The sequence below is a fragment of the Polaribacter sp. AHE13PA genome (assembly GCF_019278505.1).
GTDB lineage: Bacteria > Bacteroidota > Bacteroidia > Flavobacteriales > Flavobacteriaceae > Polaribacter.
On the sequence record NZ_CP058985.1, the window covers coordinates 3,231,612 to 3,245,315 of the forward strand.

A 13,704-nucleotide genomic window follows, 5' to 3' on the forward strand; every position below is an offset into this window, starting at 1 on the left:
CTACGTTACTATGTGTTGTAAAAAAAATTTAACTAATTACAAAATTAGTTAATAGAAGAAATTTTACTTTTTCACAAAATTGTATATATTTTTTTTTAATACCTTTCAATAAAAATAAAATCATCATCAACATGAAAAAAATATTTTTAGTTTTAATTTTAGGATATGCATTTACTGCTCAAGCTCAATACGGTTATGGAGATAGTCAAAGCAGGCGTCAGAATCAAATGATGCAAACAGAACAAAAGGCTCCAGAACCTAATTTTGATGTAGAAAGATATATTGGTATTGTAAATTATGATATAGAAAAAGCAGCTAAAAAATCGAGTATAAAACTTACTTCTAAAGAAGGACAAGAATTTTCTAGGGTATTGACTAAGTACAATAAAGATATTAAAGACATCACTAGAATTAATACGTTTGTATTAAGAAGTACAAAAGATATGGTTGAAAATTATCAGAAAACAGTAATGAAAACTGGTGATAATTCTTCACAAAAAAAAGTAATGACAACGATGAGTGAAAACCTCAAGCCTATTTCTGAAATACTAAAGAAAGAAGATAGAGAACTTGATAAAACAATAAAAGCGTTACTTTCTGAAAAGCAATATAAAAAGTGGATTAAGTACAACAGAAAAATATATAAAGTTTTTCCGAAAGAAGAAGAATAATTTATAAACTTAACAATATAAAAATCCTGTGAAAAATACTTTTCACAGGATTTTTTTTTAATAAAACTGTAACAATATAATAAAAATACGTCCTATAAATAATTACTAAATACCCTATCTTTACATATAAACAAATTATTAACTAAATAAAAAATAAACTATGATATCAACTACTATTATTATACCTATTGTTATAATTGCACTTGTCTTATTTTCATCATTTTTTATGGTGAAGCAACAAACAGCTGCCATTATAGAACGTTTTGGAAAATTTCATAGCATTAAACAATCTGGACTTAAATTAAAGATTCCTTTTGTTGATAAAATTGCTGGAAAATTGAGTTTAAAAATCCAACAATTAGATGTTATTATTGAAACAAAAACTTTAGATGATGTTTTTGTAAAATTAAAAGTTTCTGTACAATATAAAGTAATCACAGAAAAAGTATATGACGCTTTTTATAAATTAGATTATCCGCATGATCAAATTACAAGTTACGTATTTGATGTGGTAAGAGCAGAAGTACCAAAAATGAAATTAGATGATGTTTTTGTGAAAAAAAATGACATTGCTATTGCTGTAAAAACAGAATTAAATGATGCTATGTTAGATTATGGTTTCGATATTATTAGAACCCTTGTAACAGACATTGATCCAGATGCACAAGTAAAGATAGCAATGAACAGAATTAATGCTGCAGATAGAGAGAAAACAGCTGCACAATATGAAGGAGATGCCCAACGTATCTTAATTGTAGAAAAAGCAAAAGCAGAAGCAGAAAGTAAACGTTTACAAGGACAAGGTATTGCAGACCAAAGACGTGAAATTGCACGTGGTTTAGAAGAGTCTGTAGACGTTTTAAATAGAGTTGGTATAAATAGCCAAGAAGCATCTGCATTAATCGTTGTAACGCAACATTATGATACTTTACAATCTATTGGTAGTGAAACGAACAGTAATTTAATATTATTACCAAATTCTCCACAAGCAGGTAGCCAAATGTTAAATGATATGGTAGCAAGTTTTACTGCAAGTAACCAAATTGGTGAAGCAATGAAAAATGCAAAACCTAAAAAATTAGATAAATAAGTAAAAACATTTTAACTTCATCTTTTGTTACTATAATAAAAGATGAAGTAACCTTATAAAAAATTACAAGAAATGATAGTAACAACAACTCCCACCATAGAAAACAGGCCTGCAACTCAATATTTAGGTATAGTAACAGGAGAAACCATTATTGGCGCTAATTTTATTAAAGATTTCTTTGCAGGAATTAGAGACATAGTTGGTGGACGTTCTGGTTCTTATGAAAAAGTTTTAAGAGAAGCTAAAGATTCTGCTTTAAAAGAAATGCAAGAAATGGCAAATTCTTTAGGTGCAGAAGCTATTGTTGGTGTAGATCTAGATTATGAAACTGTTGGTAAAAATGGAGGAATGTTAATGGTTACAGCCTCTGGAACAGCAGTAAAGTTATAGTAAAATAGCTACTTTTTAATGATCATAAGCTTAATAAAATTTTTAATAGAATATTTTATTAAGTTTTTTTTTTCCTAAATTTGAATGCACATTGTATTCATAAAAAATATTAAAGATTTTCTAAGGATAAATTATCACTTTTAATAAAAAAAATAGTTTAACTTACTTCATAATATAATTATCTTAACTTTCATTTAGTTTGAAAAATAGATAGATCCTTTTTGAATAAGAACAATAGATTCTTGTTAAAAAACTTATAAATAAATATTATTTTTAAAGTTTATATATAAAATATTATTTTTCTATGAAAAAAATTAGAAAATGGCTTTCTATGCCCTATTACTTTAATCCATCCATAAAAATTAAACTAAAAATTAGTTTTTCTCTTGGGTTATTCATCTTTATATTTTTATATATTTTTAGACCTTTTTATTTGAATCTATTTGAAGTTATTCTTTTAGAATATACTTTAGCTATAGGTATAACTGCCTTTATATCTGCTTTTATTATTCTATATGTACCACCACTTATTTTTAAGGATTATTTTAACGAAGATAAATGGACTATTGGTAGAAATCTATTTTTAATAGTGGTAAGTATTACAATAATTGGAACTATTATTTGGTATTTTAGTGATTTATATACAAGACCTTATCACATTAGAAGCTTTAGTCTTTTAGAGTTTCTTTTCTATACATTTTTAATTAGCTTAATTCCATTAACCTTTTTTCTTTTTATTAATGAAAAAAATATACGTGAAAGAAGAGAAAAAAAGGTATTAGAAATTAAAGAAATAAAAAAAGAAAAAGAAATTTCTAAAAAACTAGCCAGTGAAATTTCCATTACTTCTGATAATGGAAGAGAAACTATTACTTTTAAAATAAAAAATTTGGTGTATATAACTTCTCAAGGAAACTATGCTAGTTTCTTTTTGTTACATAATAATAATCTAAAAGAAAAAATATTAAGAGTTACATTAACAAAAATAACTAAAGAATTAGAAGAGTATTCTAATATTATTAGATGTCATAAAAGTTATATTGTAAATGTGAATTATATTACTGATATTTCTGGAAATGCACGAGGTTATTTATTAGGTTCAAAATTAATACCAATAGTTATTCCAGTATCTAGAAGTTTTTCTAAACAATCTTTACAAAGTTTGATACAATAAACCTTCCCATTTATCCCAAATACCGCAAAAATCTTCCTGTTTATAACAAATTTTTAATAATTTCGATTAAGATATATATATTTGTCTCAAGAAAAATGATTAAAAATATTGGGGGATTTTTTTAATTCATATACTAAAAAGCTCAACTTGTTTTATACAAATTGAGCTTTTTTTATGTTTTAAAAAGAATAATAAAGTATTATTTTTTCTCCTCTAATTTTTCTTCTGGTTCTTCTTTAGCAGCGTTTTTAAACTCTTTAATTCCGCTTCCTAAACCTTTCATTAATTCTGGAATCTTCTTACCACCAAATAATAGTAAAACTACTACCACAATAATAATTAGTTGTGGACCACCAATGAACATAAAATTTGTTGCTAAACTATACATGTTTTCTTTTATTTAATAGCACAAATATACAAAAAAGGTAATAACACTAACCTTTGTTAATTCCTTTTTTGAATAATTCCACCAATTACTTTTTTATCTTTAACAACCTCTGGATCTCCCTTGTAAAATATAGATCCCCCAAAACTTACTTTAGCACTTAAAGTTTTACCTGCTAAAACTTCTGCTTTAGCTCCTGTACCTGCAAAAACATTAGAATTACTAATTACTTGCATGTCAAAACCATTATAAATACCATATAAGTCTACATCTACTTCTTGGTTATCTGCAGTACCAGTTAATTTTATAATTCCGCCAGATGATGTTTTAACAGTTAAATATTTAACCTCTGTTGTTAAATTAATAAAAGCTCTTTCTTGTGCGTTTACTTCTAATTTGTCTTGATTTACATCTTTACCGGTTACCGTTGCACCTTCGTTAGCATCAATAATAGCTATATTTTTGTTATAATATAGTTTAACTAATACTTGACCATCTGCAGCATTATTTTCTGGTTTTAATGAAAAGGGTAATGATATTTTTAAGATGTTATTTACATTCTTAATTTTTACCATTTCAGATTTTTCTCCAGTAATTTCTAATTTTTGCTCTGCAGATTTTATCAACTCTAATTCTATACCATTATAGACTTTTAACTCAGAATAATCTCCTAAATTTTTAGTTACAGTTGTTTGTGCAATTGTTACAGAACTTAACAGTATAGCACAGATATATATTATATTTTTCATTATTTAAAAATTTTGATTACTATATTTAATTCAACAATTATACCACTATAAAGACTTTTTATCTTTTTTATTGTCACAAAAATAAAAAAGATAAAAATCTTAAAGTATTAAAATTTAGTTAATGAATTTTAAATCAATCACATACCATTAAAAGATTAAGCTTCTATTAAAGCAAAATCTAAATGTTTTCTTTCTAAATCTGTATGTTTTACTCTTACTTTAACATCATCTCCTAACTGATATAGTTTTTTAGAAGCTTGACCTATTATAGCATATTGCTTTTCATCAAAAATATAATAATCACTTTTTATATCTCTAATTCTCACCATTCCTTCACATTTATTAGAAGAAATTTCCACATAAATACCCCATTCTGTAACTCCTGTAATAACACCTTCAAAAATTTCATCTTTATGATCTTGCATGTATTTTACCTGCATGTATTTAATAGATGATCTTTCTGCTTTAGAAGCTAATTCTTCTCTGTTTGATGAATGCTTACACTTTTCTTCATACTTATCTGCTTTTGGGCTATCTCCGCCATCTAAATAGTGTTGAAGTAATCTATGTGTCATTACATCTGGATAACGTCTAATAGGCGATGTAAAATGGCTATAATAATCAAAAGCCAATCCGTAATGCCCAATATTTTGAGTTGTATATACCGCTTTAGACATAGTTCTAATGGTTAAAGTCTCAATCATGTTAGATTCTGCTTTACCATGCACATCACTTAATAACTGATTTAAAGAATCTGAGGTAGATTTTTTGGTATCTGTATTAATTTTGTATCCAAATTTACGAACCATATTTTCTAAAGAAGCTAATTTTTCTACATCTGGCTCGTCATGAACCCTGTAAATAAATGTATTGTTGGTAGCTTTTCCTTTAGAAAAACCAATAAATTCAGCAACTTTTCTATTTGCTAACAACATAAATTCTTCAATTAATTTGTTAGCATCTTTAGATTCTTTAAAGAATACACCTACTGGGTTTGCTTCTTCATCTAAATTGAACTTCACTTCTACTCTATCAAAAGAAATTGCGCCTTGTTTCATTCTTTTTTTACGAAGAATTTTAGCCAATTCATCTAATTTTAAAGTAGCTTCTACAACTTCTGGAGCTACTACATAAGATTCATCTGTAATAGAAATATCTTCTGGCATAGTATACGGTTGAACATCATCAGATAATTTAACGTTTTCTATAATAGATTGTGCTTCTTCATAAGCAAAACGTTGATCTGAATATGTTACCGTTCTACCAAACCACTCGCCTACTACTTGTGCTTTTTTATTTAATTCAAACACTGCAGAAAATGTTAACTTTTCTTCATGTGGTCTTAAAGAACACACTCCGTTAGATAACATTTCTGGTAACATTGGTACTACTCTATCTACTAAATAAACAGATGTAGCTCTTTTATAAGCTTCATCGTCTAAAATTGTTTTTGGCTGTAAATAATGAGAAACATCGGCAATATGAATTCCTATTTCATAATTACCATTTTCTAATTTTGTGAATGATAATGCATCATCAAAATCTTTTGCATCTTTAGGATCTATTGTAAAAGTTAAATCTTTACGCATATCTCTACGCTTAGAAATTTCTTTTTCTGTAATTTCAATTGGTAAAGATTCTGCTTCTTTTTCAACCTCTGGTTCAAACTCATAAGGCAAACCATATTCTAATAAAATAGAATGCATTTCTGTATTATGATCTCCTGGTTTACCAAGAACGGTTGTAATTTTTCCAAAAGGATTTTTAGAGTTTTTAGGCCAATCTAACAAAGTAGCTTGTACCTTATCTCCATCTACTGCCCCATTCAACTTGCTCTCAGACACAAAAATATCTGCATACATTTTGTTGTTATCCGGTACTACAAATCCAAAATTTTTGGTTTTACTTTTTTGTAAAACACCTACAAATTCTGTTTTTGCACGTTCGATAATTTCTACAACATCTGCTTCATATTTCTTTCCACTACGTCTTTTATAAACATACGCTTTTACAGTATCGTTATGTAAACCTTTACCCAAATTAATATTCGGAATAAAAATATCGTCTTCATAATCATCTGTTACAAAATATCCGTTTCCGGTAGAAGTTACATCTAAAGTACCAATAGAATATTTTCTATCTACATTTATTTGAAACTTACCGCGCTCTACTTCTTTTATTTCTTTGGTTGCAGCTAATTCTGCTAATTTCTTAATTATCTGGGTTCTCCCATCTGTATCAGAAATCTTTAATTTTGCAGCAATTTGCTTATGATTATAAGATTTTTCGCTGTCTTGTTTTAATACTTTAAATATATTTCTGGTTAAGTCTTTTACAACGTTCCCTTTCTTTTTATATATTTTTTTCTTCTTTTTTGTCATTAATTCTTACTTCTTATTATATGATACTAAATTACAATTATTTACTGTGATTGGCTATTAAAAAATGGTTATCAATCTAAAATTGTAATTTGGCATTACTTTAATTATTATTTTTATGTCTACATCTTGGTTTATAATTGCAAATCCTATTTCTGGAAATCGGAATTTTTCTAAAAAATGGAAGGAAATTCAACAATTATTAAACAATAAGAAAATAGACTTTTCTTTTGCTTTTACAAAATTTTCTAAACACGAAATTGAATTGGTTGATACCGCAATTCAACAAGGTTTTAGAAGTATTATTTCGATTGGTGGAGATGGAACACTACATAACGTAGTTAACGGAATAATGACGCAAAGGTACGCAAAAACTTCTGATATAACTATTGCTGTAATTCCACAGGGAACTGGTAACGATTGGATAAAGACGTATAACATACCTAATAGCGTTAAAAAAGCGATTGAAATTATTCATAAAAAGAATATTATTTTACAAGATATTGGTGTTTTAAAAACTGATAATAGAACTGTTTTTTTTAATAATGTAGCTGGTTTAGGGTATGATGGTTACATTGTTAATAAACTAAAAACTTTAAAAAATTTTGGATCTTTAGCTTATATATTAAGCGGAATAGCTGGTTTATTACTTTATAAAAAAACAGTGTTTAAAATTATTTTTGATGATAAAATTCTAGAAACTAATTGTTTAATGACCGTTTTTGGTATTTGTAAATTTTCTGGTGGTGGAATGCAGTTTACAAAAAATGTAAATAGCACAGATGGTTTATTAGATATTACCATAGCTAAAAACCTGAATATCTTAGATTTAATTTTAAATTTACCTAAATTATATTCTGGTAAAATTGTAGATCATAAAAAACTAGAAACGTATAAAACTAAAGCAATTAGAGTGGTTCCAAAAACAGCAAAACCTTTTATTCAGGCTGATGGTGAGATAATTGGAACTGGAGAAGTACATGTAAAAATTATTGAAAAGGCTATAAATTTTGTAGTGAACTAATTAAAAATCAACTTTATAATTTCTATCTAGCTTATATTTTAAGAAAAAAAACATTAAAGACAAAATGCTCTTTTGTTTTTATAAAAGGTAACACAACTTTAAAATATTAAAAAGACTTTTATTCTCAATAAACAGAAAAATAAAGAGTCTAATAAAAGTTAAGTCAATTTCTTCTCCTTTTTCTTTTCGCTTTCCTCCTATTTCATTTTTTCGTTTTCAACAGTTATAAACATTCTTTATTATAATTATATTTTCTTTTTAAATTTAAAAAAAACAATAATGGTTATAATAGTGTGTGAATAGCTACTATAAAAAAATGTCTTTTTATTTTTTAATTTCAGTTATTAAAAATCATTGACAAGTTATGAGTTACTTAAAAGCTTATAAATCAAATTAAAATTAGAGTTATTAACAATAGTTATAAACAGTAGTTAACCTAAAACTCTTAATAGTTAACATCCCAATTGATGTAAACAAATGGTTAATTTTATGTTGATAAACTTTTATCAAAAACTCATAAATAAAGTTGTGTATGTGGTAGTGCTCGCTGTATTGTAATTTTAATTCAATATACCAAATTTACTTGTAAAACTTTACCGATACTTCTTAACAATTACCTAACATAGCTAAAGAGTTAAAAATTAAAAGGTTATTAAAAAAGCTAATTTTTTGATTGTTTATAACTGTTGATAACCGTTAGTTTCTGTATTTTTGTTGCTACAACACAATTAAAATCAATTTATTATGACAATTGCCATTGGTAACGATCACGCAGGTACAGAATACAAATTCGAAATTATAAAACATTTAGAAGAAAAAGGATATAAAGTTCTAAATTTTGGAACCAATACAAACGATTCTATGGATTACCCAGATGCCATTCATCCAACAGCAGATGCTGTAGAAAGTGGTAAAGCAACTATGGGTATTATTTTGTGTGGTTCTGGTAATGGAGCACAAATGACCGCTAATAAACACCAAGGTATTAGAGCTGCTTTGTGTTGGAACAATGAATTAGTTGCGTTAACAAGACAACATAATAATGCAAACGTTCTTACAATTCCTGCACGTTTTGTGTCTTTACAACAAGCTATTGGTTTTGTAGATATTTTTCTTTCTACAGAGTTTGAAGGTGGTAGACATGGAGATAGAGTTCAAAAAATTTCTTGTGCCGGATAAATAACTTTCTGTTACAAAATTTAAAAAATAAAATTTCACTCGAAGTAACAATGTGTTAATAACTGTTGTTTTTTGAGTGATTTTGTTTTTTAGTAAAATTATACAGAGAATATAAAGATTTTAAAATGATGAATTTTCAAATAAAAACCTTTCAAGAGTTAAATACAACAGAACTTTATAAGATACTTCAATTACGATCTGAAGTTTTTGTGGTAGAACAAGATTGTGTATATCAAGATGTAGATTTTAAAGATCAAAAAGCATTACATGTTTTTTGTTTAAAAGATGATAAAATTATTGCTTATACACGTATTTTTAAACCCGGAGTTTATTTTAAAAATGCTAGTATTGGTAGGGTAGTAGTTGCTGCTAACGAACGTAAATATGGTTTTGGACATGATTTAATGAAAGTTTCTATAGAAGCAATAAAAACTCATTTTAAGGTTGATAAAATTACTATTTCTGCGCAAAAATATTTAAAGAAATTTTATGAAACGCATCAATTTATTCAAGTAGGCGAGGAGTATTTAGAAGATGGTATTCCGCATATTAGAATGGATAGAGAATAATTATTTTTTAACACGATTTAATCAAATTTTAGGCAAATTATTTTCTTTTAAAAGTTGATTCTAAAGCTTAAATTAGGAGTAAAAGGCAAAGAATAATTGTTTACTCTATTTACATTGTTTTTACTAGTTTCATCTACAATATAATAAGAATCTATAATGTTTTCCTTATTCGTTAAATTAGTAAAACCTAGACGAATAGTGGATTTTATAACATCAGAAAAATCAAAGTTATAGCTTCCAGAAAGATCTAATCTAAAGAAATTATCTAGCTTTTCTTGGTTAGGATTGTTATAATTTACAATAGTTCTGTTACCACTTTTTATGGTTTCATTTCCATCAATAGGTGTTGTATAAGGTTTACCAGAACGTAAAACTCCACCAAAAGAAATTTTAAAAAATTCAGTAAAATTATAGTTAAATGCTGCACTTAAAGAATGTGTAATATCTAAGCTATTAGAAAATGTTGTAGGATTAAAAATATCGAAGGTATAATCGTTTTTAGCGTACGTATAACTTAACCAAGTACTAATTTTTTCAGTTTGTTTATTCACTAAAAACTCAACCCCTTTTACTTTATAATTTCCTATAGAATTTACGGCTTGTGTATTGTTATAAAAGCCTTGGTTTACAGCTGTAATTCCATCTGCTTTTTTATAAAAAGCAGTAATATCTACATATAATTTATTTTTAGAATATGCTGCTCCAAAAGAAGCCTGTTTACTTTTTATAATAGGTGTATCTTCATTATCAGAAAGAATCCATCTTCGTTTTTCTATTCCTAAAAAATTATCTTCAAAATCTATTTTTTGGGCTGTTGTTTGGTTTTTTAATTCGCCTTCTAATTTTACAGATAATTCTGTATTTAATTGCTGTCGGATGTTAATTCTAGGTTCTACAACAAATTTTGTAAACTGATCAAAGTAGTTTGCCCGAACTCCAAATCTTGCATAAGTATTTTTTTTATGATACTCTATTTCAGTATAAAAGGCACTTTTTAACAACACATTTTTGTCTGTTTTAGAAAATGTAGGTGCATTTACAGTTGTGGTATTTTTTACACCTATTTCATTTATTACCAATCCATTAGTGAAATGTAAAACATCAGAAATCTCATATTTAGAATCTAACTTTACTTCCGTTTCTAACACATTATTAAACTGCGTTTGATATTGATCTGAATCTTTATTATAATCTGTAGAATTTATTCTATAATCTGAAAAAAAGAAAGATAAGTTGGTAGAAAATTTAGCATCCCAATTTGCATGCCAGTTGATATTTGCTCCTAAATTTTCTTGTTTTAAAGAACTATTTTCTTCAATTGTTGTAGTATTAGTAGTGTATTTTTCTTGATAGTCTAAATTGTTTTTTATATGAATAAAATTGGCTCTAATAGTATGATTGTAGCTAACATCATATAAAACTTTAAAGGAGTAATCGTAGAAATAAAATTTAGAATCAGCGTTATTAATAGTGCTTGAAGAGATAGAATTATCTTGAAAACTGCGTGAGAAATAATTTTTATAAGTTGGAGTGTTAATAACATCTGTAAACGACCTTCTTGCAGAAATATGAGCTTCTAAATTCTTTTTTATAGGAACTTGTACAAAAGCATCTGCACTTAACAAATTAAATCCACCACCACCAGAAAGTTTATTTGTAATTTCATTAGATGTTTCCATATTTATGGTTGAAGAAACCCCGTCTGAAAATGCACTACTTGTTCCGTTTTTAGTAACAGATATCTTTTTTGTTAAATACGGGTTATAAGCAGAAATAAGCCCAAAAAAATGACCTGAATGATACATTTTTATACCATCCCAAAGCATTAAATTTTGGTCATTTGTACCACCTCTTACGTTAATATTAGAAATACTTTCGTTTATACTTTCTATACCTGGTAGAATTTTAATTGTTTTTAAAATATCGGGTTCTATTAAACCTGGTAAAATTCCAAATTTTTCTGTGTCTAAAACTGTACTACCATCAGTATTTTTATGCAAACCAGCGGTTAAAAACTTAGGCATTATAATTTCTGATAATTCTTCTGTTTCTTCTTCTAAAAAAACTTCTTTACAGTTAGAAGAAAACAATTCTTTTGCGGTAATAATTTTTGTTTTAAAACTGATAAAAGAAATTGTTAAAGTAGCGTTAGCCGGTACATTTTTTAAGTTAAAATTACCGTTATTATTAGTGGTTGTTCCTAATTTATAACCATTTACTTTTACAGAAGTTAAAAATAAAGGTTCTAAGGAGTTGGCATCTAAAACGGTTCCGCAGACAGAAATGTATTTATTTAAAAATGAAACGGTTACATATCTATTGTCTAAGGTTTTAAATTGTAAAAATGTTTCTTTATTTAAAAAAGAGAGTAGATTTTCTATAGAAATATCTTTTTTTGGTTGTTGTATAAAAATATTTTTTACATCATTATCAGAATAAGAAAATTTTATATCATAACTTTTTTCAAGCGCTAATAAAATTGATGCAAGTGGCTTTTTCTCTGAAGAATTTTGAGAAAATACAAGACTATTAGTCAGTATAAAACTGATAAAAAAAAGAAGATACTTATTTCTCATAATTAAAGATAGTAATTTTTTTACCATCAATTTTATAAGATAACTGTAACGGAATTGTAACAGATTTTAAAGCAATATCTATATCTGTATGTGTAAAACCACCAGAATATAAAATATCTAAATCTACATTTGTAGTTTCGATAGTATACCCAAACTGATTTTCTATTTCTTCTAAAATAAAACGCAAAGCTGTACTTTTAAAATTAGATTCTTTTTGCAACCAAGATTTCTCTTTAATATTAAAAGTATTGTTAACATCTACTACGCCATTTACTACTTTAAAAATAGATCCTCTAGGTAATTTAATCAAGCTATCTTTATAGACAACACTTACCAAACCTTCAAAGGTTTTTACTTCAAAATAATTTTCTCTTTCCTTTACATTAAATTGTGTTCCAAGTACAGTAACCTTACCAACTTCTGTATTTACAGTAAACTTTTCTCCTTTTTGTACTTTAAAAAATGCTTCTCCGTCTAAGGTTAAATTTCTGTTTTCTTGCCAACTATCTTTCGCATAAGAAATTTCTGAATTTGCGTTTAATACTACCTCAGAATTATCTGGTAAATTAAAGTTTTTTGTTTCTGCAAAGGCTGTTTTATAAATAGCATTATCAGTATTATTAGAGATAAAAAAATATGAAGTTGTTAGTAAGACAACCACTGCTGCTGCATATTTATAGAGTTTTTTATAATTAAAAGGAATAACTTTTCCTTTTTTAGAGGTATTTTTAGTTTTTAATTTAAAATCTGCCAGGGCTTTTTCTACATCAACTTTAGGAGCATCTATTTGAGATGAATAATGTGCAATTTTTTCTAAAGTATTAAAATCTTTTGTTTCTTTTAAATGCGTTAGTTCTTCATCAGAAATTTCTCTGTTTAGCCATTTTAATATGTCTTTTTCTTTTTTCATTGTATTGTACTTCTATATATAAAACAACTAATCAGTAGTTTACCCTACCTTAAATTGATATTAAATTCCGTCTATTTTAGTTCTTAACTTTTTTAATGCTGATGACATTCGTTTCTCTACTGCTTTTTGAGATATTTCTAACGTTTCTGCAATTTCTCTGTATTTTTTTCCATCAATCCTATTCATCAAAAAAACTTCACGTTCTCCTTCTGTTAAACCTGCAATAGCATTTTTTAGTTTGTTTTTAAACTCTTCTTCTTCTAATAAATAATCTGGACTTTGGTTATTAACATCTAAATAAGGACTGCTTTTAGCATACTCAAAAACTACTTTTTGATGTTTTACTTTATTTAGAAAAAGATTGTTAATAACTGTAAATAAGTACGACTTGGCTTTTGTAAAATCTATTTTAGAACAATGTTCCCATATTTTTATAAAGGCTTCTTGTGCTAAATCTAAAGAGGCATTTTTATCACCAGATTTATAATAAGCAAAATTACTTGCAGACTGAATATGAGAAGTATAAAACTCATTAAAATTGATTTCATCACAAAGAGATTTATCAGTCATATTAAGGGGATTAAATAAAAAATATCATTTTTTTTGAGG

Annotated in this window: 13 protein-coding genes; 7 read left to right on the top strand and 6 right to left on the bottom strand. The window is 26.7% G+C overall.

The genetic code is table 11. The features are described 5' to 3' along the window. Positions 1-131: 131 nt before the first annotated feature. From H0I28_RS13990 to H0I28_RS14005, 4 genes are all read left to right on the top strand, one after another. The gene (locus tag H0I28_RS13990) at positions 132-671 is read left to right on the top strand and encodes a hypothetical protein (protein ID WP_218732065.1); all 540 of its coding nucleotides are present in this window, start codon (positions 132-134) and stop codon (positions 669-671) included. A gap of 160 nt (positions 672-831) precedes the next feature. Continuing rightward, positions 832-1,761 (top strand): SPFH domain-containing protein, encoded by a 930-nt coding sequence (locus H0I28_RS13995; protein WP_218732066.1) that lies wholly within the window; start codon positions 832-834, stop codon positions 1,759-1,761. A 72-nt stretch (positions 1,762-1,833) separates the two neighbouring features. Beyond that, entirely contained in the window at positions 1,834-2,151 is a 318-nt protein-coding gene (locus H0I28_RS14000) for a heavy metal-binding domain-containing protein (protein ID WP_165731391.1), read from the top strand. A gap of 304 nt (positions 2,152-2,455) precedes the next feature. After that, the gene (locus tag H0I28_RS14005; RefSeq protein ID WP_218759480.1) at positions 2,456-3,325 is read left to right on the top strand and encodes a LytTR family DNA-binding domain-containing protein; all 870 of its coding nucleotides are present in this window, start codon (positions 2,456-2,458) and stop codon (positions 3,323-3,325) included. Between the two features lie 199 nt (positions 3,326-3,524). On the opposite strand, the gene tatA is transcribed toward H0I28_RS14005, so the two are convergent. From tatA to rnr, 3 genes are all read right to left on the bottom strand, one after another. Continuing rightward, positions 3,525-3,713: a twin-arginine translocase TatA/TatE family subunit gene (gene tatA, locus H0I28_RS14010; protein WP_068447859.1), complete on the bottom strand. Its 189-nt coding sequence runs from the start codon at positions 3,711-3,713 to the stop codon at positions 3,525-3,527. A gap of 56 nt (positions 3,714-3,769) precedes the next feature. After that, positions 3,770-4,459, bottom strand: coding sequence for a head GIN domain-containing protein (locus H0I28_RS14015; protein WP_218732068.1), 690 nt, complete (start codon positions 4,457-4,459; stop codon positions 3,770-3,772). Positions 4,460-4,614: 155 nt separating this feature from the next. After that, positions 4,615-6,840, bottom strand: a complete 2,226-nt coding sequence (gene rnr, locus H0I28_RS14020) for a ribonuclease R (RefSeq protein WP_218759481.1) — start codon at positions 6,838-6,840, stop codon at positions 4,615-4,617. 115 nt (positions 6,841-6,955) lie between these two features. On the opposite strand from rnr, the gene H0I28_RS14025 reads away from it, so the two are divergent. From H0I28_RS14025 to H0I28_RS14035, 3 genes are all read left to right on the top strand, one after another. Next, entirely contained in the window at positions 6,956-7,861 is a 906-nt protein-coding gene (locus H0I28_RS14025; protein ID WP_218759482.1) for a diacylglycerol kinase family protein, read from the top strand. Positions 7,862-8,605: 744 nt separating this feature from the next. Beyond that, positions 8,606-9,040, top strand: coding sequence for a ribose 5-phosphate isomerase B (gene rpiB, locus H0I28_RS14030; protein WP_218732071.1), 435 nt, complete (start codon positions 8,606-8,608; stop codon positions 9,038-9,040). 128 nt (positions 9,041-9,168) lie between these two features. Further along, positions 9,169-9,609 carry a GNAT family N-acetyltransferase gene (locus H0I28_RS14035; RefSeq protein ID WP_218733724.1) on the top strand — a complete coding sequence of 147 codons (441 nt, stop codon included), beginning with the start codon at positions 9,169-9,171 and terminating at the stop codon, positions 9,607-9,609. Between the two features lie 47 nt (positions 9,610-9,656). Here the strand turns inward: H0I28_RS14035 and H0I28_RS14040 are convergent, their stop codons facing one another. Genes H0I28_RS14040 through H0I28_RS14050 form a run of 3 tightly spaced genes read right to left on the bottom strand, consistent with a single transcriptional unit; the run spans position 9,657 to position 13,665 of the window. After that, positions 9,657-12,185: a TonB-dependent siderophore receptor gene (locus tag H0I28_RS14040; protein ID WP_254712784.1), complete on the bottom strand. Its 2,529-nt coding sequence runs from the start codon at positions 12,183-12,185 to the stop codon at positions 9,657-9,659. After that, complete coding sequence (locus H0I28_RS14045) at positions 12,175-13,095, bottom strand: FecR family protein (protein ID WP_218759484.1); 921 nt, start codon at positions 13,093-13,095, stop codon at positions 12,175-12,177. The genes H0I28_RS14040 and H0I28_RS14045 overlap by 11 nt, the downstream gene beginning before the upstream one ends. Positions 13,096-13,155: 60 nt before the next feature. Continuing rightward, positions 13,156-13,665 (bottom strand): RNA polymerase sigma factor, encoded by a 510-nt coding sequence (locus H0I28_RS14050; protein ID WP_218754866.1) that lies wholly within the window; start codon positions 13,663-13,665, stop codon positions 13,156-13,158. Positions 13,666-13,704: the final 39 nt, after the last annotated feature.

Excerpts from the sequence above, each read along its gene's own strand:
- H0I28_RS13990 (WP_218732065.1), top strand. The coding sequence starts at position 132 with ATGAAAAAAATATTTTTAGTTTTAATTTTAGGATATGCATTTACTGCT.
- H0I28_RS13995 (WP_218732066.1), top strand. The coding sequence starts at position 832 with ATGATATCAACTACTATTATTATACCTATTGTTATAATTGCACTTGTC.
- H0I28_RS14000 (WP_165731391.1), top strand. The coding sequence starts at position 1,834 with ATGATAGTAACAACAACTCCCACCATAGAAAACAGGCCTGCAACTCAA.
- H0I28_RS14005 (WP_218759480.1), top strand. The coding sequence starts at position 2,456 with ATGAAAAAAATTAGAAAATGGCTTTCTATGCCCTATTACTTTAATCCA.
- tatA (WP_068447859.1), bottom strand. The coding sequence starts at position 3,713 with ATGTATAGTTTAGCAACAAATTTTATGTTCATTGGTGGTCCACAACTA.
- H0I28_RS14015 (WP_218732068.1), bottom strand. The coding sequence starts at position 4,459 with ATGAAAAATATAATATATATCTGTGCTATACTGTTAAGTTCTGTAACA.
- rnr (WP_218759481.1), bottom strand. The coding sequence starts at position 6,840 with ATGACAAAAAAGAAGAAAAAAATATATAAAAAGAAAGGGAACGTTGTA.
- H0I28_RS14025 (WP_218759482.1), top strand. The coding sequence starts at position 6,956 with ATGTCTACATCTTGGTTTATAATTGCAAATCCTATTTCTGGAAATCGG.
- rpiB (WP_218732071.1), top strand. The coding sequence starts at position 8,606 with ATGACAATTGCCATTGGTAACGATCACGCAGGTACAGAATACAAATTC.
- H0I28_RS14035 (WP_218733724.1), top strand. The coding sequence starts at position 9,169 with ATGAATTTTCAAATAAAAACCTTTCAAGAGTTAAATACAACAGAACTT.
- H0I28_RS14040 (WP_254712784.1), bottom strand. The coding sequence starts at position 12,185 with ATGAGAAATAAGTATCTTCTTTTTTTTATCAGTTTTATACTGACTAAT.
- H0I28_RS14045 (WP_218759484.1), bottom strand. The coding sequence starts at position 13,095 with ATGAAAAAAGAAAAAGACATATTAAAATGGCTAAACAGAGAAATTTCT.
- H0I28_RS14050 (WP_218754866.1), bottom strand. The coding sequence starts at position 13,665 with ATGACTGATAAATCTCTTTGTGATGAAATCAATTTTAATGAGTTTTAT.